17 protein-coding genes are annotated in these 25,926 nt (G+C 73.0%); 7 read left to right on the top strand and 10 right to left on the bottom strand.

Translation table 11 applies throughout. The features are described from left to right. Positions 1-9: 9 nt before the first annotated feature. Positions 10-1,185, top strand: a complete 1,176-nt coding sequence (locus tag ACFFJB_RS05230; protein ID WP_376830120.1) for a vWA domain-containing protein — start codon at positions 10-12, stop codon at positions 1,183-1,185. A 102-nt stretch (positions 1,186-1,287) separates the two neighbouring features. Here ACFFJB_RS05230 and ACFFJB_RS05225 read toward each other — a convergent pair whose 3' ends face one another. Next, positions 1,288-1,758, bottom strand: a complete 471-nt coding sequence (locus ACFFJB_RS05225; protein ID WP_376830118.1) for a VOC family protein — start codon at positions 1,756-1,758, stop codon at positions 1,288-1,290. Positions 1,759-2,038: 280 nt separating this feature from the next. On the opposite strand from ACFFJB_RS05225, the gene ACFFJB_RS05220 reads away from it, so the two are divergent. Continuing rightward, the gene (locus tag ACFFJB_RS05220) at positions 2,039-2,542 is read left to right on the top strand and encodes a MarR family winged helix-turn-helix transcriptional regulator (RefSeq protein ID WP_376830116.1); all 504 of its coding nucleotides are present in this window, start codon (positions 2,039-2,041) and stop codon (positions 2,540-2,542) included. Positions 2,543-2,732: 190 nt separating this feature from the next. Here the strand turns inward: ACFFJB_RS05220 and ACFFJB_RS05215 are convergent, their stop codons facing one another. Beyond that, on the bottom strand, positions 2,733-3,053 hold the full coding sequence (locus ACFFJB_RS05215) for a 2Fe-2S iron-sulfur cluster-binding protein (protein ID WP_376830114.1): 321 nt from the start codon (positions 3,051-3,053) through the stop codon (positions 2,733-2,735). A gap of 1,133 nt (positions 3,054-4,186) precedes the next feature. Here ACFFJB_RS05215 and ACFFJB_RS05210 point away from each other — a divergent pair. Further along, positions 4,187-10,756: an apolipoprotein A-IV repeat region-like domain-containing protein gene (locus tag ACFFJB_RS05210; RefSeq protein WP_376830112.1), complete on the top strand. Its 6,570-nt coding sequence runs from the start codon at positions 4,187-4,189 to the stop codon at positions 10,754-10,756. A 759-nt stretch (positions 10,757-11,515) separates the two neighbouring features. On the opposite strand, the gene ACFFJB_RS05205 is transcribed toward ACFFJB_RS05210, so the two are convergent. From ACFFJB_RS05205 to ACFFJB_RS05190, 4 genes are all read right to left on the bottom strand, one after another. Beyond that, on the bottom strand, positions 11,516-12,100 hold the full coding sequence (locus ACFFJB_RS05205) for an ABC-type transport auxiliary lipoprotein family protein (RefSeq protein WP_376830110.1): 585 nt from the start codon (positions 12,098-12,100) through the stop codon (positions 11,516-11,518). After that, positions 12,100-13,212 (bottom strand): MlaD family protein, encoded by a 1,113-nt coding sequence (locus ACFFJB_RS05200; protein WP_376830108.1) that lies wholly within the window; start codon positions 13,210-13,212, stop codon positions 12,100-12,102. The genes ACFFJB_RS05205 and ACFFJB_RS05200 overlap by 1 nt, the downstream gene beginning before the upstream one ends. Positions 13,213-13,215: 3 nt before the next feature. Next, positions 13,216-13,923: an ABC transporter ATP-binding protein gene (locus ACFFJB_RS05195; protein ID WP_376832549.1), complete on the bottom strand. Its 708-nt coding sequence runs from the start codon at positions 13,921-13,923 to the stop codon at positions 13,216-13,218. A gap of 157 nt (positions 13,924-14,080) precedes the next feature. Then, positions 14,081-15,220 carry an MlaE family ABC transporter permease gene (locus ACFFJB_RS05190; protein ID WP_376830106.1) on the bottom strand — a complete coding sequence of 380 codons (1,140 nt, stop codon included), beginning with the start codon at positions 15,218-15,220 and terminating at the stop codon, positions 14,081-14,083. A 369-nt stretch (positions 15,221-15,589) separates the two neighbouring features. Between ACFFJB_RS05190 and dgcA the strand changes: the two genes are divergently transcribed. From dgcA to thiD, 4 genes are all read left to right on the top strand, one after another. Next, positions 15,590-16,561, top strand: a complete 972-nt coding sequence (gene dgcA / locus ACFFJB_RS05185; RefSeq protein WP_376832547.1) for an N-acetyl-D-Glu racemase DgcA — start codon at positions 15,590-15,592, stop codon at positions 16,559-16,561. Positions 16,562-16,672: 111 nt separating this feature from the next. Next, positions 16,673-17,431, top strand: coding sequence for a hypothetical protein (locus ACFFJB_RS05180; RefSeq protein ID WP_376830104.1), 759 nt, complete (start codon positions 16,673-16,675; stop codon positions 17,429-17,431). Positions 17,432-17,785: 354 nt separating this feature from the next. Next, positions 17,786-18,565: an SDR family oxidoreductase gene (locus ACFFJB_RS05175; RefSeq protein ID WP_376830102.1), complete on the top strand. Its 780-nt coding sequence runs from the start codon at positions 17,786-17,788 to the stop codon at positions 18,563-18,565. Positions 18,566-18,706: 141 nt separating this feature from the next. After that, positions 18,707-19,504 (top strand): bifunctional hydroxymethylpyrimidine kinase/phosphomethylpyrimidine kinase, encoded by a 798-nt coding sequence (gene thiD / locus ACFFJB_RS05170; protein WP_376830100.1) that lies wholly within the window; start codon positions 18,707-18,709, stop codon positions 19,502-19,504. A gap of 431 nt (positions 19,505-19,935) precedes the next feature. Here the strand turns inward: thiD and ACFFJB_RS05165 are convergent, their stop codons facing one another. The 4 genes from ACFFJB_RS05165 to ACFFJB_RS05150 form a co-directional block, all read right to left on the bottom strand. Continuing rightward, positions 19,936-20,676: a cytochrome b/b6 domain-containing protein gene (locus ACFFJB_RS05165; RefSeq protein WP_376830098.1), complete on the bottom strand. Its 741-nt coding sequence runs from the start codon at positions 20,674-20,676 to the stop codon at positions 19,936-19,938. A gap of 14 nt (positions 20,677-20,690) precedes the next feature. Further along, positions 20,691-21,188: a c-type cytochrome gene (locus ACFFJB_RS05160; RefSeq protein WP_376830096.1), complete on the bottom strand. Its 498-nt coding sequence runs from the start codon at positions 21,186-21,188 to the stop codon at positions 20,691-20,693. A gap of 204 nt (positions 21,189-21,392) precedes the next feature. Next, a complete protein-coding gene (locus ACFFJB_RS05155) occupies positions 21,393-24,563 on the bottom strand; it encodes an efflux RND transporter permease subunit (protein ID WP_376830094.1) in 3,171 nt (1,056 codons plus the stop codon). A gap of 7 nt (positions 24,564-24,570) precedes the next feature. Next, entirely contained in the window at positions 24,571-25,758 is a 1,188-nt protein-coding gene (locus tag ACFFJB_RS05150; protein WP_376830092.1) for an efflux RND transporter periplasmic adaptor subunit, read from the bottom strand. Between the last annotated feature and the right edge of the window lie 168 nt (positions 25,759-25,926).

Here is a 25,926-nt window from a genome sequence, read left to right as displayed (position 1 = left end):
GGGAGAAACATGTTTCTGAAATTCTTCACCGAACTGCGCGCCGCGAGGGTGCCGGTCTCCCTGCGCGAGTACCTGACCCTGCTCGGCGCGCTGGAGCAGGACCTCGCGGACAAGAAGGTCGAGGACTTCTATTACCTGTCGCGCGCCTGCCTGGTGAAGGACGAGCGCAACCTGGACCGGTTCGACCAGGTGTTCGGCAAGGTGTTCAAGGGCGTCGAGCGCGTCGGCGACGCCGTCGAGGCGGAGGAGATCCCGGAGGAGTGGATCCGCAAGCTGGCCGAACGCTACCTGACCGAGGAGGAGAAGAAGGAAATCGAGGCCCTCGGCTGGGACAGGCTGTGGGAGACGCTGAAACAGCGCCTCAGGGAGCAGAAGGAGCGCCACCAGGGCGGCAACAAGTGGATCGGCACCGCCGGCACCTCCCCCTTCGGCGCCTATGGCTACAACCCGGAAGGCGTGCGCATCGGCCAGGACGGCAACCGCAATTTTTCGGCGGTGAAGGTGTGGGACAGGCGCGAGTTCAAAGACCTGGACGACCAGGTGGAGCTGGGCACGCGCAACATCAAGGTGGCGCTGCGGCGCCTGCGCCGCTTCGCCCGCACCGGCGCGCCGGAGGAGCTGGACCTGGACGGCACCATCCACGAGACCGCCAGCAAGGGCTACCTGGACGTCAGGCTGCGCCCCGAGCGGCGCAACGCGGTGAAGGTGCTGCTGTTCCTCGACGTCGGCGGCTCGATGGACTGGCACGTGGAGAAGGCCGAGGAGCTGTTCTCGGCCGCGCGCAGCGAGTTCAGGCACTTCGACCATTTCTACTTCCACAACTGCCTGTACGAGCGGGTGTGGAAGGACAACCGCCGGCGCTTCCAGGAGGTGACGCCCACCGAGGACATCATCCGCACCTTCCCGCCGGACTACCGGCTGGTGTTCGTGGGCGACGCCTCGATGAGCCCCTACGAGATCTCCATGGTGGGCGGCTCCGTGGAGCACTGGAACGACGAGCCCGGCCGCGTGTGGATCACCCGCATGCTGGATCACTTCCCCAAGGCGGTGTGGCTCAATCCGGTGAAGGAGGAGCACTGGAGCTACACCCAGTCGATCGGCATGATCCGCGACCTGTTCAGCCAGCGCATGTACCCGCTGACGCTGGAGGGGCTGGACAAGGCGATGCGCGAGCTGTCGCGCTGATCCCCCGCCGGGCGGCCGGGAGCAGGGAACGGAACAGGAAGAACGGAAACGGACGGCGCCGCCCTGCAGCGGCGCCGTTCGCGTTTTCGCGGCCGCGGGCGCTCAGCCTGGCTGCGCCTGCGGGGCTGCGGCGGCGAAAGGCTCCAGCATGCCGTTATGGTTGCCCTCGGTGTCGGTGAAGGACATGAAACGGCCGACGCCGGGGATCACCATGGCCTCGCCGGTCGTCTGGCCGCCGTGGCGGCGCACCCGCTCCGCCGCGGCCTCGAGATTCTCCACGGCGAGCACGACAGAGACGCCCGCCCCGGCCGCCGGTCCGGCCGGCTCGAACAGGCCGCCGCCGATGGCGCCGCGGAACCCCGGCGGCGGCAGGTCGGAACCGGCCGTCTCGGCGAGGATGTAGTTGCCCATGTCGGGCCCCAGCTGCTGCATTTTCCAGCCGAAGGCTCCGGAATAGAAGGCGATGGCCCTGGCCCGGTCATGGGCCGGCATTTCGAAATGCACCACCGGACACATCGGCGTCGCGGCGGCCGCGGCGCCTGCGGCGGCGCCCTGACTGGTCGCTTCGTTCACTGGCGTATCTCCTTTGCTGCGGGCGGCGCCCGCGCAGGCCCCGCGCCCCGCCCGCCACGCGCCTGAGCTGCGGGCGGCGCACGCCCGCGTCCCCGCCGGCCGGGCGGCGGGGCGGCGGCGGCGCAGGAAAGCTTCCCCTGGATTCAAGTTGGTATCAACATATATTTGCGCCATGTCTGGCCTGGCCGCCGTCCGCTCACTTGCCGGACGCTGCGGAAGCTGGCAGGCGGATGCGGGAGCGCCCGCCGGCCCGGGCGGCGCGGACCTGGGTGGAGCGATGATGACGGAAGGCGGCGGCGACGGTCGCGGAGGACAGGCCCGGCCTGTCAGTTTCGCCGGCGCGGCGATGACGCGCGACGCCTGCCTGTGCCTGCACGCGCAGCGGGCGGCGCGCGCTCTGGCGCGGCGGTTTGACGAGGCGTTCCGGCCCTTCGGGCTCACCAACAGCCAGTTTTCGCTGATGATGGCGCTGAACCAGCCGCAACCGCCGACCATCGGCGCGGTCGCGGCCGTGCTCGGCGCCGACCGCACCACGCTGACGGCGGCGCTGAAGCCGCTGGAGCGGCGGGGCCTGGTGCGCGCCGCGGCGGACGCGAAAGACCGGCGGGCGCGGCGGCTGGCGCTGACGGCGGAGGGGCAGGCGCTGCTGGCCAGGGCGCTGGCGACGTGGCAGGAGGCGCACGCGGCGCTGGAGGCGGCGCTGGCGGCGGCGGGTCATGATGCGGATGCGCTGCGCGGCGGGCTGAACGCGCTGGCCGGACGAAACGGCGCCCCGCCGCCCTGAGACGGCGCCGGCGCGTCGCGGCGGACGGCGCGCGGCCCGCCCCTGCGGGAAACGCCCGGCGTGAAAGGACGCCGGGGCGCGGCTAGGACGTCTGCCCCGGCGAGGCGGGAGGTCGCGGAACCGGACCCTGACGCCGGCCTCCGGCGCGCCCCCCTGGCGGCGGGCTGCGCGAACGCGTCCCGGGACGAAATCAGCCCTGGCGGACAGGGGTGTGCACCACGAGGCCGTCGAGCTCGGGGGTCATGAAGATCTGGCAGGCGAGCCGGGAGTTCTCGCGCACGTCGGTGGCGAAATCGAGCATGCCCTGCTCCATTTCCTCCGCCGGGCCGACGCGGTCCATCCACGCCTCGTCGACATAGACGTGGCAGGTCGCGCAGGCGCAGGCGCCGCCGCATTCGCCGATGATGCCGGGAATGTCGTGCTTGAGCGCGGTTTCCATCACCGTGGCGTTTTCCGCCGCCTCGACCGTGCGGCTTTCTCCGTCGGCGTCGATATAGGTGATCGTGGGCATGCCCTCTCCTGCTGTGGTCGCGGCTCCGGCGCGCGGCCGGCGTCGCGGTCTCTCCTGTTGTTGGTTTCACCGCGGTTAGCATCGGGCCCGGCCGTGCGCCAGTCCTTCTTTCGCCGCTATTATGATGCAGGCGTCCCGTAACTGGCGCCAGAGCCGCCGCGTCGCAGGCTCCCTGCGGCCGTCGCGACGCCGCGGCGGGGGCGCCTCCGCGCCGCCACAAAGGTGAACGATCTGTTAACCCGCTGTGTTATCTGGTAAAAAAGGCGTTAACGACGTTCTCAAATCGAAGCCGTGCATGGGTTTCAAACCCCTGGGGCGGGCTCTAGACTTACAGCAGGAAAGATGGGTGAGGAGTCCGTGCGGCGGGGGTGGCGCGCCACAATTCGCCCTGCGGACGCCTGAAAGCCTGGCGGCGCCAGGCGTCAAGAGGCGGCAGAATGTCCGAGGACAAGAAGCTTAACGATCCCGCCGCAGCGGTGCTGTCGGCTCTCGAGCGGGAGCTGATCGGCGCGGGGCTGGAAGACCTGGAGAAGATTTCCCCGGTCCGGCCGACGGCTGCCGGCCCGGGCGCGCCGGCGGAGTCCGCCGCTCCGGGCGGACAGGCGGCTTCGGGATCCGCGGCGACTGCGAAGGACGCCGCGGCTGCCGCCGGCAGGCCCGACGGCGGCCAGGACGCGGCCGGCGGCGCAAGCGCCGCAAAGGCTGACGCCGGCAAGGCGGACGGGCCTGCCGCAACGGTTTCTGCGAAGGACGCGCCCGCCGCCGCCAGCGCCGCTTCGCAGCCCGTCGCCGCCCCTGCCGCCGGCGCCGCCGCCGCCAGCGCCGTCCCGTCGCCTGCCAGGACCGGCGAACCTGCCGCAACCACGTCGCCCGAGCCCGCGTCCGCCGCCGGCGCCGCGCCGGCCCCTGCGTCCAGGGCGGCCGCGCCGCAGCGGCCTGAGGCTCCCGGCCCCGTCGCTGCCGCCCGGAAGGACAACGGCCGCCCCGCTCCCGAGCTGGGCGGCACCCGCGTGGCCGCGGCCGGTTCGGCGCCGGCGCCGAAGCCGGCGGAAACGCTCCGGCCCGCCGCTGGCGGCGCGGCCGCGAAGGCCGGCAGCCCCGCCCCGGCCGCGACCGGGGCGGAGACCGCTCCCGTGAAGGACGCGGGGCCGAAGGCGCAGACGCCCGCCGGCGCCCCCCAGGAGACGACGGCCGCAGCGGCCGCGCCCAGGGAAGCGGAGGGAACGGAGCGGGAGAAAAAGGAGCCGGAGAAGAAGCCGGAGGCGGCGGCGACCCAGCCGCCGCGGGCGCCGGCGCCCCTGCCCGGCGCGACGCCGTCCGCCGTCGCCGCGCCGTCGCGCGGCGAGGCCGCGCGCGTGGAGACGCCGCGCCTGCCGCGCGTCGACGCCCAGCCGGTGACCTCGCGTCCGTCGCAGCCGGCCGCCATGCCGGCGGCGGCTTCCGCCGCCGGGGCCGTCCGCGCCGGCGGCGCGCCGCTGACGGCCGGCGCCACGGCGCTGGCGGTGCAGGATCAGGCCGGACCGCAGGCTGCGGAGGCGCAGGCTGCGGCGGAAGGCGCGCCGGAGGACGCGGCGGCGAAGCCCCGGCCGGCCGGCGACCAGGCCGGCGCGCGCGCGCCGCGCGAGCGGCGCGTGGTGTCTCCGGACACCAGCCGCGTGGCCAACGACGACCGTTTCAGCCCCGAGGCCCTGAAGGAATTTGGCCGCCTGCGTCCGTCGCGGGCGCCGTGGTTCATCGCCGCCGTCGTCAGCCTGGTGTGGGTGGCGCTGGGCGCGGCGGTGATCGCCGAACTGCCGGGGGTGACCAGCCTTGCGCCGCAGCAGCTGGTCGCGGATCTGGGCGTGACGCGCAGCCTTCTGGCCGGCGTCGGCCTGGTCGCGCCCGTGCTGCTGTTTTTCCTGATCGCGGCGATGTCCGTGCGCGCGGCGCAGATGCACCAGGCGTCTCGGGCGCTGGTGAGCGCGGCGGCGCGCATGGCGCAGCCGGAGTCGCTGGCCATGGAGTCGGTGGTGTCGCTGTCGCAGGCGGTGCGCCGCGAGATGGCGGCGATGGGCGACGGCGTCGAGCGCGCCCTCGCCCGGGCCAGCGAGCTGGAGACGCTGGTGCGCAGCGAGATCTCGGCGCTGGAGCGCTCCTACGCCGACAATGAGGTGCGCATCCGCGCGCTGGTGGAGGAGCTCGGCGAGCAGCGCGACGGCATCATCTCCAACGCCGAGCGCGTGCGCGCGGCCATTGAGGGCGCGCACCAGCACATCACCACCGACCTGCTCACCGCCAGCCGCAGCATCGCCGAGGCGGTGGCGGCGGCCGGCTCGCGCGTGACGGATTCGCTGGCGGCGCGCGGCGCGCAGATCACCGAGGCGCTGGGCAAGGCCGGCGACCAGATGATCGACACGCTGACGTCGCGCGGCGGCGACCTGGTGGAGAAGATGACCGCCACCTCGGCCGAGGTGACGAAGACCCTCGCCGAGAAGTCGGAGACCATCGAAAAGGCGCTGGGCGCCGCGGGCGAGAAGATGTCGGCGGGCCTGTCGGCGGCGGCGGAGAACGTCACCCGCCAGCTGGCCGCCACCGGCGAGACGGTGAACCGCTCACTGAGCGAGCGCGCCCGCGAGGTGAACGAGCGCCTCGAGCTGTCGGGCCAGGAGCTGACCGCCTCGCTGGCGGCCGGCAGCGAGAACCTGCGCCAGAAGATCGAGGACGCAGGCAAGACCGTGGTCGAGTTGATCGGCGCGCGCGGCGGCGCGCTCGCCGACAATCTGGTGGGCGCCGTCGAGCGCCTTGGCGCGACGCTGACGGAGAACAGCCAGAAGCTGGAGGAGACACTGGCCGCCTCGGGCGAGCGCTTCATCGCGCAGCTTGACGCCCACAGCACCGCCGCCCGCAAGGTGTTCGAGAACAGCGTCACGGAGCTGTCCGGCAGCTTCGCGCAGCAGAGCCAGTCGCTGCAGCAGGCGCTCACCGCCTCCGGCGAGCAGCTGGCGTCGCTGTTCGACGCGCGCGCCAGCGCCCTGCGCGACAGTTTCGAGGAGACGGTGGACCGGCTGGGCAAGGACGTGGCCAGCCGCGCCGACCAGCTGGAGACGGTGTTCGCCCGCTCCACCCGGACGCTCTCCAGCGTGCTGGAGAAGCGCGAGGAGACGCTGCGCGGCGTGCTCGACTCCGGCGTCGCACGCATGGGCGAGCAGGCCCACGCCGCCGCCACGGAGATCGAGAAGAGCGTGTCGGCCTCGGGCGAGCGCTTCGTCAGCCTGGCCGAGAACGAAAGCCAGAAGCTGCGCGCCGCCTTCGAGCAGACCTTCGGCCGCCTCGGCTCCGAGGTGGAGGAGCACGTGGGCCGCCTGCGCTCGGCGGTTGGCGAGGCGACGGGCAAGTTCACCCAGACCCTCGACGCCCACAGCCGCAACGCCGTGGAGAGCATCGACGCCAGCCTCAACCGGGTGTCGGAATCGTTCCGCGCCAGCAGCGCCGGCCTGCAGGAGCTGCTCGCCCGCCAGGCCGCCGAGGCCCGGGAGAGCATGGCCGGCAGCGGCCGCGAGGTGGTGGTCGCCCTCGCCCGCCAGGCGGCGCGCGTCAACGAGGCGCTCACCAGCAACGCCACCGCCCTCACCGAAAACCTGCATGCGCGGGCCAGGGAGGCCGAGCAGGCGCTGGCGACGCAGTTTGACAGCCTTGAGACGCGCGTCATCCAGCCGGCCGGCCGCATGATCGAGACCCTGACCTCGGCCACCGACGACCTGACGAAGCGCATCGAAGGCAGCATCGAGCGCATCGAGACCGTGGTGGTGGGCCGCGGCTCCAGCCTGGCCGAGAAGCTGGCCAGCGAGGCCGCCCGCGCCGCCGACATCATCGACAGCCGCGTCGGCGACTTCGAGCAGCGGGCCGCCAGCCGCAGCGCCGAGCTGGCCCGCACCCTCGACGACGCGATCGGCCAGCTCGACGCCAATCTGGAGGCGCGCGCCGAGGCCCTCACCCGCTCGCTGGAGACCCGCGCCGGCGAGATCGCGAAGGTGCTGTCGAGCGGCGGCAGCGAGGTGGCCGGCGCCCTCACCGCCAAGGCGGACGAGATCAACGCCGCGATCCTGCGCCACACGGCCAATCTGGCGAGCCTGCTCGCCGGCCGCGCCGACATGATCAACGCCACCCTGGGCAACCGGGCGGCGGAGATCAGCGAGGCGCTGGGCCGGCACGTGGAGACCTTCGAGACGGCCGTGGTCAGCCGCCTCGACAGCGTCAACGGCGCGCTGGCGGCGCGCAGCGACAGCCTGGTCAGCGCCCTCGACCACAGCCTCGAGACGCTCTCCTCCGTGCTGGAGGAGAAGGGCGGCAAGCTGGTCGGGGATCTGGACGCCCGCAGCCAGGACATGGCCAGCCTGCTGGAGAACCGCGCGAGCAGCTTCCAGCGCTTCATGGGCAGCCAGATCGAGCGGCTGCAGACCACCTTCGGCGAGCACGCCGACCGCATGGGCGGCGAGATCACCGCGCGGCTGGAGAGCCTCATCGGCGAGCTGGACAACCGCGGCGAGCGTCTGGTGCTGTCGCTGGAAAGCCGCGGCCGTCAGGCGCGCGAGCAGCTGGAGGCGCAGACCGCCCGCCTCGAGGAGGTGGTGTCCGGCTCCATCGACCGCATCGCCGGCGCGCTCACCAGCCGGGCGGGCGACGCGGTGGCCAGCCTCGGCGCGCGCCTTGGCGACGTCACCACGGACTTCGACGCCTCGGCGCGGCGCCTGTCGGAGGACCTGGACCGGCGCCAGCAGGCGCTGGCGACCACGCTGGAGCAGCATGTGGCGCGGATCGACGCCACGCTCGACACGTCGCTGGCGCGCATCGCCGGCTCCTTCGCCGAGCATGGCGGGGCCGTTGCGGCGACGCTGGGGGCGCGCATCAGCGGCATGCTGGCCCGCCTCGGTGACGACGGCCGGGCGCTGATCAGCGCCCTCGACGAGCGCGAGAACCGTCTCGCCGCCAGCCTGGAAGGCCAGACGGAGCAGATCGAGAACGCGGTCAACGCCTCGCTGGAGCGCATCTCCGGCGCCCTGCAGGGCCATGGCGGCGCGGTGGTGGCGGCGCTCGGCTCGCGCATCGACTCGCTCATCCGCGACCTTGACCAGCGCGGCGAGCGTCTGGCGACGACGCTGGACGAACGCAGCCGCGAAATGGCGGCCCTGCTGGAAGATCGCGCCGGCGCGATCCAGTCGGCCATCGACGCCTCGGCCGGCCGTCTGGCGACGGTGTTCGACACGCGCGGCGTGGATGCGGCGCGCATGATCACCGCGCGCATGGACAGCCTCGCCGGCGATTTCGAAAGCCGCAGCGCCCGCCTGCTGGACGCGCTGGACGCGCGCTCGGCCGCCATCGCCGACAGCCTGACGGCCTCGACCGAGCGCCTGACCCGGCTGTTCGACGGCCCCGGCGCCGCGGCGGCGGCCACGCTGGGGGCGCGCGTCGACGCCCTCGGCGCCGAGCTGGAGGAGAAGGGCGCGCGCATCGTCGGCCTGCTGTCCGGTCGCGGCGGCGAGGTGGCGGGCGTGCTGGAGCAGACCACGGCGCGCGCCGTGGCGGCGCTCAACGCCCAGATGGCCCGCCTCACCCACGCCCTGCAGGACGGCGGCGAGACCGTGTCCGGCGAGCTCGCCGCCCAGGTGGACCGCCTCGAGACGCTCATCAACGAGCGCGGCGCCGGCCTGGTGCAGGGGCTGGAGGCGCGCGGCGCGGAGATCGCCGGCGCCTTCGCCCTCGGCGTGGACCAGCTGGAGTCCCGCGTCGGCGCCCAGGTCTCGCGCGTGGACAGCCTGTTCCGGGGCTACGCCCAGCGCATCTCGGCCGTCATCGACGACCGCATCGGCGCGGCCGGCCAGCAGCTGGACGCGGCCGGCTCCGGCCTCGTGGAGACCATCGACAGCCGCGCCCGCCAGCTCGACACGGTGCTCGGCCAGCATGCGGCGCGCATCGGCGAGTCGCTGGTCAGCGGCGTGGCGCGTCTGGAAGGCGCGCTCGGCGGCCAGGACCAGCGTCTGGCCGAGGCGGCCGCCGCCAGCGCCGCCCTGCTCGAGCAGGAGGCGACGCGCATCAGCGACCAGGCGGCGCGCCGCATCGACGCCAGCGTGCGCAACGTGCGCCAGGCGCTCGACACGGCCGCCAGCGACGCGGTGGCGGCCATCTCCGGCGTCAGCGAGAAGCTGGCTGCGGACATGCCGCAAATGCTGGAGCGCCTCGCTCACGCCAACCGCCAGCTGCAGGAGGTGGCGATCGCCGCCGGCCGCAACCTCGCGGTCATCGGGGAATCGCTGAACGGCCGCGCCGCCGAGCTTGAGGCGGCGCTGAAGGCGGCCTCCGGCGGCGTCGGCGCGGTCAGCGAGGAGCTGGGCGGGCGCATCGCCGCGCTGAAGGCCGCGGGCGAAGGCGTGCTGGCCGAAGTGAACGCGGTCGCCGGCCGTTTCGGCGAGGAGGGCCGCGCCCTGGCGCAGCTGGCCGGGGAGCGCGTCGCCGCCCTTGGCGCAGGCGTCGCCAGCCTCGAGCAGGCCGAGCGGCGTCTGGCGGAGAGCCTCGGCGACCGGCGCGCGGCGCTCGAGGAGATGTCGCAGGACATCGCCGGCCGGACCGAGGCGCTGGAGCGCGCCGCCGCCAGCTTCTCCGGCATGATGACAAGGGTCATCCATGGCGCCGAGGAGCGGGCGGGCCAGCTCACGGCGCTGCTGCGCGCCGCCGCGGACGAAGCCGCCGCCGCGCTGGCCAGCCAGCAGCAGACCATCGCCGCGCTGGTCGGCCGCCAGCAGGAGGAAGCCTCGGAAGCCATGCGCGCCGCCTATGACAGCGCCGTGGCCGAAGCGGCCCGGGCGGTGGAGGAGACCACCAGCCGCTTCCGCAGCGTGGCCGAGGACGTGCGCGCCATGGCGGCGGAGATCACCCGCGACCTCGAGCTGACCCGCTCGGAGATCGCCCGTGGCGTGTTCGAGCTGCCGCGCGACACGCAGCAGTCGACGGCGGCGATGCGCCGGGTCGTGGCGGAGCAGATCCGCGCGCTGAACGAGCTCAACGAGATCGTCAACCGCGCCGGCCGCGCCGCCCAGGCGGCCCCAGCCGTGGCGCAGCAGCCTGCGGCCGTGACCGCCGCGCCGGAGCCTGAAGCCGCCGCGCCGCTGGCGTGGGAGACCGCCGCGCAGGCGGCGGCCTCCAGCCGGACCGCGGCGCCCGCCGCGGCGCAGACGACCGTCCGGCCCGCCCCGGCGTCGCGCGCCGTCGCCGCGCCGCAGCCTGAGCAGGCGCAGGGCGGCGACGGCTGGCTGTCCAGCCTGCTGAGCCGCGCCTCGGACGAGGACGAGATCGCGCCGCCGCAGCCGACGATGAGCGCCGCCGAGCTGCTCGACACGCTGTCGATCGACATTGGCCAGCTCATCAGCGACACGGCGCTGGACGCCGCCTGGCGCCGCCGCGCCCGCGGCGACGCCCACGCCTTCAGCCTGGACCTGTACACGGCGCGCGGCCAGCGCATCTTTGACGAGGCGCGCGCCCGCTACCGGGTGGACGCCGAGTTCCGGCAGACGGCGGACCGTTACATCGACGAGTTCGACCGCCTGCTGGCGGAGGTGCGCAAGACGGACCGCGACGGTTCGATGGCCCGGGGCTACCTGCTGTCGGACACGGGCAAGGTTTACACCATCCTCGCCCATGCGGCGGGCCGCCTGGACGGCGCCCCCGCCTGACGCCGCGCAAACGGGCGGCGCCGTTCGCGGCGCCGGCCGCGCGCAGGGTTTCATCACCACTCGCCTGCCCCCGGGGAACGCTCCGGGGGCATTTTTTCTGGCGGGCTGCAGACGGGCCCGCCATGACGCCGCCGTCAACGCGCCGCCGTCGTCATGGCGCGGACTGCGGCGCGCCGGGCGACTGCGTCTTCCGCCCGCCCGGCCTCCCCGCAGCCGAAGCGCCCCGCCGCCCCGGTCGCCCCGGTTCACGCCCGGGTCCGGGCGGCGGCCGGCGGCCCGTCGTCCCTGCCCGGGCCCGATGCCCGTCCAGGCCCGGCGCCGGAGCGGGACCCCGCCCGGACCGTCGCGGCGACGTCACGCCCGGGCCTGACCCGGGCGTCCATGACCACCGCCCGCACACACGGCGGTCGCCGGCGAGCGCCCGCCCCGCCCGTCGCCTCCCCCTCTCCGCCGCACGCCCGCCCTGCCCCCGTCGCGACGCGCGCGGCGACGGACGCCCGGAGAAGGACCGGACATGCCGGCGGCTGGAGGTGAGCGCCGGGCGCTGACGCAGCGGCTACGGCAAGGGCGCGGCGGCGGACGCCCCGGCGACGGAGCGCCGGCGGCGCGGAGCGGCCGCCGCGCACGCCGTGACCGGCCGGGCGGCGCGCCCCGTCTCGCCGGGCGCCGGCGGCGAAACGCAAAAGGCGGAGGGGCCGGGCGTTCACCGGCGCCCGGCCCCTCCGCCTGCGGAATGCGGAATATGGAAGACGCGGCGCCCTAGCGGCCGGAGGCCCAGCGGGCGATCTGCGCCAGCACCTGCTGCAGCGCCTCGTCGAGGGCGCGGGTGGCGGAGGCGGGAGTGACGCCGCCCTCCACCGGAACCTCGGCGCGGAAGATGCGGGCGGCGGTCACCGGGCCGCTGGCCTGGACGATGCGGGCGGTGATCTCCACCACGGCCACGCCGGCCGGCGCCTCGATGTTGAAGGCGCGCAGCTCGGTGGCCAGCATGGCCGGAGCGCTGGCGAGCGTGGACGGCCGGCCGACGGTGCCGATGCGGCCCCCGTTTTCAAAGGTCTGGATCAGCCGCGCCTGCACCAGCCGCGGCAGCCGGTCGGCCCACTGGGCCCCGGCCAGCTCGCTCACCGAGACGCCCTGGCGCACGATGATGCGGTCGCCGTCCAGCGGCTGCAGCGCCACCGGCTCGGTCACCGCCAGCTGCTGGCCGCCGCGGATATGGCCGACGTCGCGGGCGGCGGAGAGGTCGAAGGTGGCGGGCGGCGGACCGCCGCCGCAGCCGGCCAGCGGCAGGGCGGCGCCGACCGTCAGGGCGGCGGCGATGGCGCGTGAGAGCGGGAAAGACATCACTGGCGTCCGTTGAACTGCGGCAGGGCGGGCTTCGGCCCGAAAATGAACTGCTGCGGATTCTGGTTGATGCTCCTCAACGTCCGGTTGAGCTCGTTGAGCGTGCGCTGGCCGTCCAGGGTCAGGGCCCGCACGTCGCCGAGGCCGCTGCTGGTGAAGCGGTTGATGCCGGCGGTGATCTCGGCGGTGCGCCGGTCAAGGTTGTCGGCGAGCCGCCGGATGGAGTCGGCCGCCTTCTGGATGGAGTCGACCGCGCCCTGGCCGTCGGCGGAGCCGAGGAAGCTCTGCACGGCGCGCAGCACGCCCTCCACCTGGTCGGCCGCCCGGTTGATCTTGGCGGTGATGGAGGCGACGTTGTTCACCGTCTCCTGCACGCGGCCGCTGGAATCGCCCAGCGCGGCGGAGAAGCGGTCGATGTTGGCGATGATGGAGCGCACCTGCTTCGGATCGACGTCGCGGGCGATGCGGTCGAGGGTGGCGGCGAGCGCCCGCACCTGCTCCGCCGCCGGCCCGACATTGGCCAGCAGGGTGTTGACGCTGCCGGCGTTGTCGCCCAGCGCCTTCGAGAAGCGGTTGATGTTGCTGATGGTCTCGTCGATGGCGCCCTGGTTCTGGTCGATGATCACGGCGAGCTTGTCGGCCACCTCATTGGCGCGCCGGGCGACGTTGCGGGCGCTTTCGACGATGTCCTGGAAGTCGGAGCGTTCGGCGAGGATGGTGCAGTCCGGTGCCGGGCACGGCTTGAGCACCGGCGAATCCACCGAGCCGCCCACCAGCGCCACCGAACCGACGCCGGAGACGATCTGCACGTCGAGCAGCGCGCGGGTGTCGGCGCGCAGGCTGACGTCGCGGGAAATGTCGATGGTGGCGATGACCCGGCGCGGATCGTCGGGATCGAAGGACACGCCCTTCACCTCGCCGACGCGGATGCCGTTGAAGGTCACCAGCGACCCCGGCCCGAGCCCGCTCACCGAGCCGGTGAACACCACCTTGTAGGTGGCGCGGGTGTTGGCCCCCTGGCCGCCGCCGAACCAGTAAACGAACATGAAGCCCGCGGCGATCACCACAAGCGTGAACAGGCCGACCAGGGCGTAATTGGCGCGCGTCTCCATGCGTCACCTGCCGGGGTCGAACACGGCGCGGGCGCGCTTGCCGTGGAAATACGCGCGGAGCCACGGATGGGTGGAGGCCAGCATCGTCTCGATCGTCCCCTCTGCGATTATCTTGCCTTCACCCAGGGCAGCGATGCGGTCACAGATGGAGTGCAGGCTGTCCAGATCGTGGGTTACCATGAAAACGGTCAGCCCCAAAGTTTGCTGCAGCGTGGAGATCAGCTCATCAAACTCGCCGGCGCCAATGGGATCAAGGCCGGAGGTGGGCTCGTCCAGAAACACGATCTCCGGGTCCAGCGCCAGCGCCCTGGCGAGGGCGGCGCGCTTGATCATGCCGCCGGAGAGGTCGGAGGGATATTTGTCGGCGGCGTCGGGGCTGAGGCCGACCATCTCGATCTTGAGCATGGCCAGCTCCTCCAGCAGCCTGCCCGAGAGGTGCAGGTACTCCCGCATGGGCACCTGGACGTTCTGCTTGACGGTGAGCGAGGAGAACAGCGCCCCGTGCTGGAACAGCACGCCCCAGCGCTGCTCGATGGCCCTGCGGGATTCGCGCGAGAGCTGGTCGAGATCCTCGCCGAACACCTCGATCCGGCCGGCGCGCTTGGGCACGAGGCCGAGAATGGCGCGGGTGAGCACCGACTTGCCGGTGCCGGAGGCGCCAACGAAGCCCAGCACCTCGCCGCGGCGCACGTCGAGGTTGAGGCCTTTCATGATGGTCTTCGTCCCGAAACCGACCTCGAGGTCGGTGACGCGGATCACCACTTCCGCGTCGGGGCCGGGGGCCCCGTGGCGGACCGGCCGGGCCGCCGCCTGCTCCGCGGTCATTTCGCCGCCATTGCCGGAGGGGCTTTCCGCCATGGGTCGCACCTCAGTAGTCGATGGCCGCAAAGAACATGGCGAACAGGCCGTCCACCACGATCACCATGAAGATCGCCTTCACCACCGAGGAAGTGACCTGGCGGCCGAGCGACTCGGCCGAGCCCTTCACCTGCAGGCCCTCCTGGGTGGCGATGACGCCGATGACCAGCGCCATGAACGGCGCCTTGATCATGCCGACGAGGAAGGTGCTCATGCTGATGGCCTGCTTCAGCCGCGCCAGAAAGATCTCCGGCGGAATGCCGCCGTAGAGCCAGCTGACGAGGCCGCCGCCGAACAGCCCCGCCATGGCGGAGACGAAGGTGAGCAGCGGCAGGGCGATGATGATGGCGGCGATGCGCGGCACCACCAGCACCTCGATGGGATCAAGGCCCATCACGCGCAGGGCGTCCACCTCCTCGCGCATTTTCATGGAGCCGAGCTCGGCGGTGAAGGCCGAGCCGGAGCGGCCGGCGATCATGATCGAGGTCAGCAGCACGCACAGCTCGCGCAGGGTGAGAATGCCGATCAGGTTGACCACGAAGGCCTGGGCGCCGAAACGCTGCAGCTGGAACAGGCCCTGCTGGGCGACGATGCAGCCGACCAGAAAGGAGATCAGCGAGACGATGGGCACGCCGTGCAGGCCCACCATCTCGACATGGTGCACCACGGAGATGGGACGGAAGCGGCGCGGATTGACGAGGATGCGGAACAGCGCCGCCACCACCTCGCCGAGAAAGCTGACGCCGCTGTAGAGATCGCGGCCGGACTGCGTCACGCTCTGGCCGACATGGACGAGAAAATCCATGCCCCAGAAGGTGCGCGCCGGCGCAGGCAGCTCCTGGAAGCCGCGACAGGCCACCTCGTTGAGCAGCGTCAGGTGCTCCGGCTGCATGTCGAGGAAGTCGGCCTTGAGGCCCTTCTGGCCCAGCTCGTGCCGGGTGCGGTCCAGCACCCAGGCGCCGAGGGTGTCGAGCCGGCGCACGCCGGCGAGGTCGAACAGCACCTGGCGGACGCCGGTGGCTTCGGACACGATTTCGGCGACGGCCTTCTCCACGGCGGCGGCGTGGGCCGCGTCCCAGCAGCCGGAGAGCTTCGCACGAATTTCGTCGCCGCGCCGCCCGATATCCGCGAAGGGGTCATCAACCGTCACAGCAGGCGCGTCCCTCTCTGGGTAGGTTGCGGCATGTCGGGATCGCTGCGGCGGGCCGCAACCCGGCCGCCGGCCGGCGGACCCGGCCAGGCCGGGACGCCGCCGCGGAACGTCATGTCTGAGGAATACCGTTCCGGGCGCGCGCTGTCGAGCCGGCGCGGCGGCCGTCTCCCGTGCGGAGCAAGAGGTTTGCAATCGCAGCGCGGCGGCGCTTCAATGCGCGCCGCCGCCGCGGCCGGCGCGCCCGCCCGCCGCGGCCCCGTCCCCCCCCGCCCACGGAGCTTGTCCATGCCGCGCGACAGCGCCCCTGACGCCCCCGCCTGCGCCGCGCCGCCCGCGCCCCCCCGGGAAAGGCGGCGTCTTGAGGTCATGGTCGAGCGCTTCCCCATCGCGGGCGGATTCACCATCTCCCGCGGCTCGCGCGCCGAGGCGGTGGTGGTGGTGGCCCGCGTCAGCGCCGGGGAGGTCGCCGGCCGCGGCGAATGCGTGCCCTACGCCCGCTATGGCGAGAGCGTGGAAAGCGTGGTCGCCGCCATTGAAAGCGTGCGCGCCCGCATCGAAGCCGGCGCCGACCGCATGGCGCTGCAGCGGCTGCTGCCGGCGGGCGCGGCGCGCAACGCCCTGGACTGCGCCCTGTGGGACCTTGAGGCGCGCCAGAGCGGCGTGCCGGTCCATGTGCTGGCCGGGCTGGACCGGCTGCGGCCGGTGACCACCGCCTTCACCATCAGTCTCGGGACGGCGCAGACCATGGCGCGCCAGGCGGGCGAGGCGTTCGACTCCGGCCGGCCGGTGCTGAAGATCAAGCTGGGCGCGCCGGAGGGCGACATGGAGCGCATTCGCGCCGTTCGGGCCGCCGCCCCCGGCGCGGTGCTGCTGGCGGACGCCAATGAAGGCTGGCGTGAGCAGGAGCTGCCGGCGCTGCTGGAGGCCTGCGCCGCGGCGGACGTGGCGCTGGTGGAGCAGCCGCTGCCGGCCGGAGCCGACGCCGCGCTCGAGCGGATGGAGCGGCCGGCGCCGGTGTGCGCCGACGAGAGCATGCACACCCGCGCCGACCTGGCGTCGCTGCGCGCGCGCTATGACGCGGTGAACCTGAAGCTGGACAAGACCGGCGGCCTCACCGAGGCGCTGGCGACGGCCGAAGAGGCGACGCGCCTGGGCTTCGCGCTGATGGTTGGGTGCATGGTCGGCACCTCGCTGGCGATGGCCCCGGCCATGCTGCTGGCGCCGCGGGCGCGCTTCGTCGACCTGGACGGTCCGCTGCTGCTGGCGCGGGACCGCTCCCCGGGCCTGCGCTACGACGGGGCGGTGGCGTGGCCGCCCGGACGCGAGCTGTGGGGATAGGCCGCCTGCGGCGCCTGCGCCGCCCCCCCGCCGCGCGCCGGTTAACCGGATGTTAGCCATCACCGCCAATAGTCCTGCCTCGTGCGACTTCATGCGGGACTGGCGGCGCCTATGACCACCTCCGAGCGTCTTTCCGACATTGCGACCACGCCGCAGCTCTCCGACGCGGAGTATCTGCCGATCTGGTCGGCGCTGATGGAGACCGCGCGGGGGCGCAGGTTCCTGGGCGAGTTCGCGCGCCGCACCCGCGCCGCCGAAACGCGCGCGCTGCTCGCCGCCGTGGGCAAGCTGGAGCGGGCGCTGGCCGACGCGCGCCGCGACGCCGCGGCGAAGATGGCCGCCGTCCGCGACGCGCAGGCGGCGGCCGCCAGGGAGGCGCTGGAGCGCACGCGCGCCACGGTGGCGGAAGTCACGCCGCAGCTGGAGCTGGCGCGCCGCATCAGCGCCGGCAGCCTGCGCGACCTCGCCGCCGCCACGGCGCAGATGGAGGCGGCGACGGCGCAGCTGCGCGCCCTGGCGGACCACGCCGCGGGAGCCATCGCCGCCCAGGCCGCCGGCGCCTGCGCCGCCCTTGAGACCAGCCTTGCGGAAATGCGCGAGATCATCGCCGTCCAGGAAGTGGGCGACTCGAACCTGCAGGCCGCCGTCGCGCGCCTCTCCGGCGCAGGCGCGGCGCCCGCCGCTGACGCCGGCGCGGACGCGCCCGGGACGACGGCGCCGTCCCCGGCGCCGGAGCCGCCGCCGCAGCAGCAGCCCGCGGCGGCCGGCCCCGCCGGCGCGCCGGAAGGGACGCCCGCGGTTCAGCAGATGATTCAGCAGATCACCGCCAGGCTACTGGACGAAAAGCTGAATTCCCTCCCGAGGACCTGACGGCGCGGGCCGCCGCCCCCGCCCCCGGAGGCCCGGACGGCGGCGGCGCGGCGCCTGCGAAAATGATTCCGCCTCCGCCCGCAGCCTCCTGGAGACGAATCGCTTTCCGGCGCCGCAGCGGGCCGCGGCGCGGCGGACCGGCGGCGGTTTCCTCACCCGGCGCATGAAGCTGGCGCATGGCCCGGGCATGTGGCGCTGCGCCGCCTGCAGGACTGATTCCGCATGAGGCCCTAACCAGCTGACAGACCGCGGGTTTTGCCGAATACTGCCGCTGCGCCGCGCGGACGGCGCCTGCCCCGGCGCCGGACGCGCGGACGCCGGAAAACGGGACACAGCAAGCGGGGAGTTACGCCGATGGATCTGGGCATCGCCGGCCGCAAGGCCATTGTCTCCGCCTCCAGCCGGGGGCTTGGGCGCGCCTGCGCCATGGCGCTGGCGGAAGCCGGCTGCGACGTCATCATCAATGGTCGCGACGCGCAGGCGGTGGCGGAGACGGTTTCGGCCATCAACGCCCGCGGCCGCGGCAAGGCGCGGGGCGTGGCGGCCGACCTGTCGACGCAGGGCGGGCGCGAGCAGGTGGCGCGCGCCTGCCCGGACGCGGACATTCTGGTCAACAACAACGGCGGGCCGCCGCCGGCGGACTACACGGCGCTGGGTCACGACGACATCCTGCGCGGCCTCGAGCAGAACATGGTCGCGCCAATCCAGCTCATCCAGGCGCTGGCGCCGGGCATGGCGCAGCGCGGTTTCGGGCGCATCGTCAACATCACTTCGGCGTCGGTGCTGACGCCCCTGCCGGGGCTGGACCTCTCCTCCGGGGCGCGGGCGGGGCTCACGGCCTTCGTGTCGGGCGTGGCGCGCCAGCTGGCGCCGCACGGGGTGACGGTGAACAACATCCTGCCCGGCGCCTTCGCCACCGACCGGCTGGCGGCGATCCTGAAGAACGCGGCGGCCGCTTCGGGCCAGAGCGAGGAGCAGGTGGCGCGGGCGCGCGCGGCGGCCATTCCGGCGCGGCGGTTCGGCGATCCGGACGAGTTCGGCAAGCTGTGCGCCTTCATCTGCAGCGCCCACGCCGGCTATATCACCGGCCACAACTTCCTCATCGACGGCGGCGCCTTCCCGGCCAATTTCTGAGGGCCGCGGCCCTCCCGTCACGGGGGGGGGCCGGACGCCGCGCCAGTCGCTAACAGACCATGGACGCGCCGGCGCTCCGCCCGCATCCGCGGGGCGGAGCAGGTCCGGCGCGGCCGCAGCAGGGTTAACAGGGAGAACGCATTGACCGCCATCGCCGTCACCATCGCTGGTTCAGATTCGGGCGGAGGGGCCGGCGTCCAGGCCGACCTCAAGACCTTTTCGGCTCTGGGCGTGTTCGGCGCCAGCGTCATCACCGCGCTCACCGCCCAGAACACGCTCGGCGTCCAGGGCGTGCACGACGCGCCGCCGGAGTTCGTCAGCCAGCAGATCGACTCGGTGTTCAGCGACCTTCCGGTGAAGGCGGTGAAGATCGGCATGCTGTCGCGGGCGCAGACCATCCGGGCGGTGGCGGCGGGTCTGCGCCGCTACGGGCCGCTGCCGGTGGTGCTGGATCCGGTGATGGTGGCCACCAGCGGCGACCGGCTGATCAGCGAGGACGCGGTCGGGACGCTGAAGGAGGAGCTGCTGCCGCTGGCCACGGTGGTGACGCCGAACATGCCGGAGGCGGCGGCGCTGCTGGGCGAGGAGCCGGCGGACACGGAGGCGGCGCTGGAGGACCAGGGGCGGCGCATCCTCGGCCTTGGCCCGCAGGCGGTGCTGGTGAAGGGCGGCCATGGCGACGGGCCGGAGAGCACGGACGTTCTGGTGACGGCCTCCGGCGCGCGCCGTTACGGGGCGGCGCGCATTCACACGCGCAACACCCACGGCACGGGCTGCACGCTGTCCTCGGCGATTGCGGCGCTGCTGGCCAGGGGCCTGCCGCTGGAAACGGCGGTGGCGGAGGCGAAGGCCTATCTCACCCGGGCGCTCGCCGCCTCGGAGCGCCTGCACGTCGGCTCCGGCCACGGCCCGGTGCATCATTTCGTCGACTGGTGGTGAGCGCGCGCCGCGCCCCCGCGCCCCCCCGTGGCCTTGCCTGCACGCACGCCGGGGCCGCGGCGAAAACCGGCCGCAAACCGCCCCTGTCGCCCGCGGCCGCGAACCCCGGCGCCGGGGCGGAGAACCGGCGGCGCAGAACAGGCCGCCGCCCGCCTCTCCCACTCATGCCCGCGTCCGGGCGGCGGCCCGGATTCCCCGGCCTGCGCCGCCCTCACCCGCCGCCAGCGCTTCGTCAGCCGTCGCGCCCGGACCTGGGGCGCCCCTTGCGGCGCCTGACGCCGCTCCGGACAACAGACGCACGGGCGACGGCCGCGGCAGCGTCCCGGCGGGCGGCGTGTGGCCGGCGTCGGCGGGAGGGCCCGGATCAGGCCCGGACATGACCGCGGCGAAGCGCAGGCGCCGGCGCATCCTGGCCGGCGGCCTCCCCCGGCCTACGGCGAGCCGCCCGCCAGCCAGATCCCGCCGAACGTCGCCGCCACCGCCACGGCGAGACAGGCCAGCGCCCGCGCCCCGTAGGAGCCCCGCGGCGCGTCAGCGGCGTCGGCGTAGTCGCCGGCGGGCTTGACGCCGGTGATCATGGCGGAAACCAGCGGCTCGCGCTTCACGAACTGGCAGTACAGGTTCACCAGCACGTGCACGAGCACGAAGAAGAAGATCACATTGGCGCCGATGTGGTGCCACGCCTGCAGGCGCGCCTTCCACGCGGGCGGCTCCTCCAGCAGGTCGAAATGGGCGAAGGGCCCGCCGAAAATGCCGTTGGAATCGGCGGTGAACAGGCCGGAGAGCGCCTGGGCGGCGAGCAGCAGCAGCAGCGCCGCCACCATCAGCGCGCCAAGCGGGTTGTGGCCGAGAAACGCCGGCGCTCCGCCGCGCAGCAGGCGCGCGACATAGCGCGCCACCGCCCCCGGCGGGCGCAGGAAATGCGAAAAGCGCGCCGTTGGCGCCCCGGCGAAGCCCCAGAGCAGCCGGAACGCCAGCAGCACGAGCACGCCATAGCCGCACCAGCGGTGCAAGCGCATGGTGGGGTCCAGCGCCGGATCCATGAACCACTGGGTGTAAAACGCCCCGGCCACCAGCGCCAGCTGCGTCCAGTGATAGAGCCGGGTCGGCCCGTCCCAGGCGCGCGCCGGCGCGACGCCGGCGACGCCCGGGCCCTGCGGCGCGGCGGTCATGTCCGCGTCCCCTGTTACGACGGTTTGCGGTAGATCTTGTGGCAGGCGCCGCACTGCCCCAGCAGCTTCGGCATGACGGTGCGGAAGCTCTCCGCGTCGGTGACCGAGGCGAGCGCCGCCCGGGCGTCCTTCGACAGGTTGACGAAACGGGCGTTGAAATCGGCCCGGTCCTCCCACGCTTTGGCCAGGGCGGCGGTGTCGCCCGTGTCGGAGCCGTCCGGGAACAGGGCCGGCAGCTTCGCGGAGCTGGTCGCCACCGTCTCCAGCGCCGCCTTCACCGCCGCGAGGTCGAAGGTCGCCTCGCCCTTCAGCATCTTGCCGGGTTCGCGCAGCGCCGCGCCCATCTGCTTGAACAGCGCCTTGCGTTCGGCGATCGGGTCGCCCTGGCCGACGGCGACCGTGGCGGCCCCGGCGGTGATGGCCGCGGCGGCGACCAGCGCGCCGGCCATGCGCAGCAGGCCATGACGGCCATGGCGCCGTCCGCCCGTCGAAACAGTCCCTGTTCCGGTCATCTGTCGCTCCTGGATATATGGCGGCCGGCGCATGAGGCGACCGGCGCAGTTGTGAAGGATTCCAGAACGCGCCCGCCGGCGCCAGAGCCTGCCGCGCGCGAGGCGCGTTTCCCGGCGGCGTTTTTCGCCGCCGCGCGAAATGCGCATGCCCGCGCTCCAGCGCGGGCATGCGGGCGTGACGCGCGTCCGGCCTCCGAAAGCGCCTCAGCGCGCCCCGGACCGCGGCCCGCGCCGCGCCAGCCGCCCGAGCGCGCCGGACAGGCGGCGGATCGCCACATAGAAGGCCGGCGTCAGGAACAGGCCGAAGAAGGTGACGCCGATCATGCCGAAGAACACGGCGGTGCCGAGCGCCTGGCGCATCTCCGCGCCCGGGCCGCGCGCCGTCACCAGCGGCAGCACGCCGAGCACGAAGGCGAAGGAGGTCATCAGGATCGGCCGCAGACGCAGCCGCGCCGCCTCCACCACGGCCTCCACCACGCCCCGGCCCTCATCCTCCAGCTGCCGCGCGAACTCCACGATCAGGATGGCGTTCTTGGCGGCCAGGCCGATCAGCACCACAAGGCCGATCTGGGTGAGGATGTTGTTGTCCATGCCGCGCAGGGCCACGCCGGCGAGCGCCGAGAGCACCGCCAGCGGCACGATGAGGATGATGGCCAGCGGCAGCGACCAGCTTTCATACTGCGCCGCCAGCACCAGGAAGACGAACAGCACCGAGAGCGCGAAGATGTAGACGGCGGTGTCGCCGGCCAGCTTCTGCTGGTAGGCCAGCTCGGTCCACTCATAGCCGGTGCCGGGCGGCAGCGCGCGCGCGGCCAGCGTCTCCATCGCCGCAAGGCCGGAGCCGGAGGCCACGGTGGGCGGGGTTTCGCCCTGCACGGCGATGGCCGTGTACATGTTGTAGCGCTGCACCAGGTCCGGGCCCGCCACGTCGCGGATGCGCACCAGCGTGCCCAGCGGCACCAGCGCGCCGTCGGCCGAGCGCACCTTGAGACGCAGGATGCGCTCGCGGTCGGCGCGGAACTGCTCGTCCGCCTGGGCGCGCACCTGGTAAACGCGCTCGAAGGCGTTGAAGTCGTTCACATAGGCGCCGCCCAGGTTCACCTGCAGGGTCTGGAACACGTTGGCCAGCGGCACGTTCAGCATGCGCGCCTTCGTGCGGTCGATGTCCAGGTAGATCTGCGGCGTGTTCACGCCATAGGTGGTGTAGACGCGGGTGAGGCTGGGGTCGCGGTTGGCCTCGGCGATGAGGCCGCGGGCGGCGGCCAGCAGCGCGTCGATGCCGACGCCCGAGCGGTCCTGCACCATCATCTTGAAGCCGCCGGTGGCGCCGAGGCCGCGCACCGGCGGCGGCGGCACGGCGATGGTGAACGCCTCCTCGATGACGCTGAGCCGCCGGATCACCTCGCCGGCGATCTCGAAGTCGCGCATGCCGGGGCCGGCGCGCTCGGCGTGCGGCTTCAGCGGCGCGAACATGATGCCCTGGCTGGACGAGGGCGTGAACGTCGAGCCGGAGATGCCGACGATGCCGATGGCGTCAGCGACGCCGGGGGTGTTCTTCACGATCTCCGAGGCGCGGCGCATCACCGCGTCGGTGCGCTGCAGCGAGGCGCCGTCCGGCAGCTGCACGATGGCGATGAGATAGCCCTGGTCCTGGCGCGGAATGAATCCGGTGGGCGTCCTGTCGGCGAGCCAGCCGGCGCCGGCGGTCATGGCGGCGTAGACCAGCAGCGCGCCGGCCAGCGGCAGCTTGCGCGCCACCACGGCGCGCACCGTGCGCGCGTAGCCGCCGGAGGCGGCGTCGAAGCCGCGGTTGAAGCCGTTGGCGAAGCCGCGTCCCAGCCGCGCCAGAAGGTTGCGCGGCTGCCCGCCGTGGCCCTTCAGGAACAGCGCGCACAGCGCCGGCGACAGGGTGAGCGAGTTGAAGGCCGAGATCACTGTGGCCACGGCGATGGTGAGCGCGAACTGCCGGTAAAACTGGCCTGTGATGCCGGAGATGAAGGCGGTGGGCACGAACACCGCCGACAGCACCAGGGCGATGGCGATGAGCGCCGAGCCCACCTCGTCCATGGTGCGGTGGGCGGCCTCGGCGGGCGAGAAGCCGTCGGCGATGTTGCGCTCCACGTTCTCCACCACCACGATGGCGTCGTCGACGACGATGCCGATGGCCAGCACCAGGCCGAACAGGGTGAGGTTGTTGAGCGAGAAGCCGAAGGCCGCCATGGCGGCGAAGGTGCCGATCAGCGACACCGGAATGGCGATGATCGGGATGATGGCGGTGCGCCACGACTGCAGGAACACCAGCACCACCAGCACCACCAGCGCCACCGCCTCGAACAGCGTCTTGTAAACCTCCTGCACCGACTGGGCGATAAATACCGTGGGGTTGTAGGCGATGCGGTAGTCGAGCCCCACCGGGAAGGACTGCTTCAGCTCCTCCATCTTCGCGATCACGGCGCCGGCGGCCTCAAGGGCGTTGGTGCCCGGGCGCTGGTAGACGCCGATGCCGATGGCCGGCTTGCCGTTGAGATAGGAGTTGGAGGTATAGTCCCGCCCGGCCAGCTCCACGCGGGCCACGTCCTTCAGGCGCACGAGGCGGCCGCCGTCGGCGGACTTGACGATAATCTCCTCGAACTGGCGCGCGTCGGTGAAGCGCCCCTGGGCCTGCACGGTGAGCTGGAAGTCGACGCCCGGCCGCATGGGCGGCGCGCCGATGGCGCCGCCGGCCACCTGCACGTTCTGCTCCTGCATGGCCTGCACCACGTCAGTGGTGGTGAGGCCGTAATAGGCGAGCCGGTCCGGGTTGAGCCACACGCGCAGCGAATATTCGCGCACGCCGAAAACGGTGATGTCGCCCACGCCGTCGAGGCGCAGCAGCTGGTCGCGGATGCGGATCAGCGCGTAGTTGGAGATGTAGAGGTCGTCGAAGGCGCCGTCCGGCGAGAACATGTGCACGACCAGCATCAGGTCGGGCGAGCTCTTGCGGGTGGTGACGCCAAGGGCGCGCACCTCCGCCGGCAGGCGCGGCATGGCGACGGCGACGCGGTTCTGCACCAGCACGTTGGCGGCGTCGAGGTCGGTGCCGAGCCGGAAGGTGATGGTCAGCTGCATCGAGCCGTCGTTGGTCGAGTTCGAGAGCATGTAGAGCATGTTCTCGACGCCGTTGATCTCCTGCTCGAGCGGCGTCGCCACCGTTTCGGCCACGGTCCTGGCGTTGGCGCCGGGATAGGAGGCGCGCACCACGATGGTCGGCGGGGCGATCTCCGGATACTGCGCCACCGGCAGGCTGAGATAGGAGATGTAGCCCACCAGCACGATGACGATGGACAGCACCGAGGCGAAGATCGGCCTGTCGACAAAGAAATGGGCGAAACGCATGGCCGGCTCACTTCCCTGCCGGGGCGGCCGCGGCGGCCGCGGCGGCGCCCTCCGGCGCGGCAACGGGAGGCAGCTCCACCAGTTTCGGGGTCAGCTTCAGGCCCGGGCGCACCCGCGGCAGGCCGTTGATGACGATGGTCTCCTCGCCGGTGAGGCCGGAGCGGATCAGGCGGTACCCGTCGATTTTCGGCCCCAGGCGCACGATGCGCGCGCTGGCCACGTTGTCCCTGTCCAGCACCCAGACGAAGCGGCGGCTCTGGTCGGTGACGACGGCGTCGTCCGGCACGAGAACGCCGGTGTAGCTGGGCGAACCGGGAATGCGGATCACGCCGAACATGCCCGGCTGCAGGAAGCCGTCGGGATTGGGCACCACGGCGCGGGCGCGCATGGAGCCGGTGGCCTGGTCAAGACGGTTGTCGAGGAAGTCGAGCCGGCCCGGAATGGTCGGGGTCTCCCCGTCGGAGAGCGCCAGCTTCACGTCCACGCCGGGTTTGGCGCCGTCGCCGCGGTTCTGGCGGGCGTAGGCCAGATAGGAGCGCTCGTCGATGTCGAAATAGAAGTAAATCGGGTCGGTGGAGACGATGGTGGTGAGCAGCGTGGCGTTGGCCACCACCAGGTTGCCGGTGGAGAGCTCCTTGCGGCCGATGCGGCCGCTGATCGGGGCCCGGATCTGGGTGAACTCCAGGTTGAGCCTGGCCGCCTGCAGGTTGGCCTCGGCGGCGCTCACCTCGGCCTCGGCCACCAGCGCCGCCTGGCGGCGTGTCTCCAGCAGCTGTTCGGAGATGTTGCCGCTGCGGCTGAGATTGTTGGCGCGGTTGAGGTCGGCGGTGGCGAAGGCCACCCGCGCCTTCGCCGATTTCAGCGCCGCCGCTGCCTGGTCCACCGCCGCCTGGTATGGCCGCGGGTCGATGACGAACAGCAGGTCGCCCTCGCGCACCATGCCGCCTTCGGTGAACAGGGCCTTCTCCAGCAGGCCGGAGACGCGGGCGCGCACGTCGACGGCGGCCCGCGCCTCAAAGCGGCCGGTGTAGTCGTCATATTCGACGACCGGTCGCACCACGGGCCGCGCCACGGTGACGGGCGGCGGCGGCGGCGCGCCGGCGGTGCGGGCGGATTTGTCGTCGCACCCGGCCATGGCCAGCATGGCGCCGAGGGCGAGGAGGAGGCCAGTTGGCGAAAGCCGCTTGATGTCCATGTACGTGACCAGACCGGTTGAGGCCGCGACAGGAAGGCGCGCGCCGGCCGCTGGCCCGCCATGGACGCCACGGCCGGCGTCCTCGTCCTCCCGTCTGGCAGTTCCTGTCGTTGTTTCCGGGCCTGCGCGCCCGGCTGCGGCGCCGCGGGGGCGCGGCGCCGGAACGGG

Origin of the sequence: Camelimonas abortus, assembly GCF_042432745.1 — a bacterium.
Taxonomy (GTDB): domain Bacteria; phylum Pseudomonadota; class Alphaproteobacteria; order Rhizobiales; family Beijerinckiaceae; genus Camelimonas; species Camelimonas abortus.
The sequence above is the reverse complement of the archived record's forward strand: the minus strand, read 5'-3'. Positions and strand labels throughout refer to the sequence as shown.

Bases quoted from the DNA above. Each gene is read 5' to 3' on its own strand.
- ACFFJB_RS05230 (WP_376830120.1), top strand. From the start codon at position 10: ATGTTTCTGAAATTCTTCACCGAACTGCGCGCCGCGAGGGTGCCGGTC.
- ACFFJB_RS05220 (WP_376830116.1), top strand. From the start codon at position 2,039: ATGACGGAAGGCGGCGGCGACGGTCGCGGAGGACAGGCCCGGCCTGTC.
- ACFFJB_RS05215 (WP_376830114.1), bottom strand. From the start codon at position 3,053: ATGCCCACGATCACCTATATCGACGCCGACGGAGAAAGCCGCACGGTC.
- ACFFJB_RS05205 (WP_376830110.1), bottom strand. From the start codon at position 12,100: ATGTCTTTCCCGCTCTCACGCGCCATCGCCGCCGCCCTGACGGTCGGC.
- ACFFJB_RS05200 (WP_376830108.1), bottom strand. From the start codon at position 13,212: ATGGAGACGCGCGCCAATTACGCCCTGGTCGGCCTGTTCACGCTTGTG.
- ACFFJB_RS05195 (WP_376832549.1), bottom strand. From the start codon at position 13,923: ATGAAAGGCCTCAACCTCGACGTGCGCCGCGGCGAGGTGCTGGGCTTC.
- dgcA (WP_376832547.1), top strand. From the start codon at position 15,590: ATGGTCGAGCGCTTCCCCATCGCGGGCGGATTCACCATCTCCCGCGGC.
- ACFFJB_RS05180 (WP_376830104.1), top strand. From the start codon at position 16,673: ATGACCACCTCCGAGCGTCTTTCCGACATTGCGACCACGCCGCAGCTC.
- ACFFJB_RS05175 (WP_376830102.1), top strand. From the start codon at position 17,786: ATGGATCTGGGCATCGCCGGCCGCAAGGCCATTGTCTCCGCCTCCAGC.
- ACFFJB_RS05165 (WP_376830098.1), bottom strand. From the start codon at position 20,676: ATGACCGCCGCGCCGCAGGGCCCGGGCGTCGCCGGCGTCGCGCCGGCG.
- ACFFJB_RS05160 (WP_376830096.1), bottom strand. From the start codon at position 21,188: ATGACCGGAACAGGGACTGTTTCGACGGGCGGACGGCGCCATGGCCGT.
- ACFFJB_RS05155 (WP_376830094.1), bottom strand. From the start codon at position 24,563: ATGCGTTTCGCCCATTTCTTTGTCGACAGGCCGATCTTCGCCTCGGTG.
- ACFFJB_RS05150 (WP_376830092.1), bottom strand. From the start codon at position 25,758: ATGGACATCAAGCGGCTTTCGCCAACTGGCCTCCTCCTCGCCCTCGGC.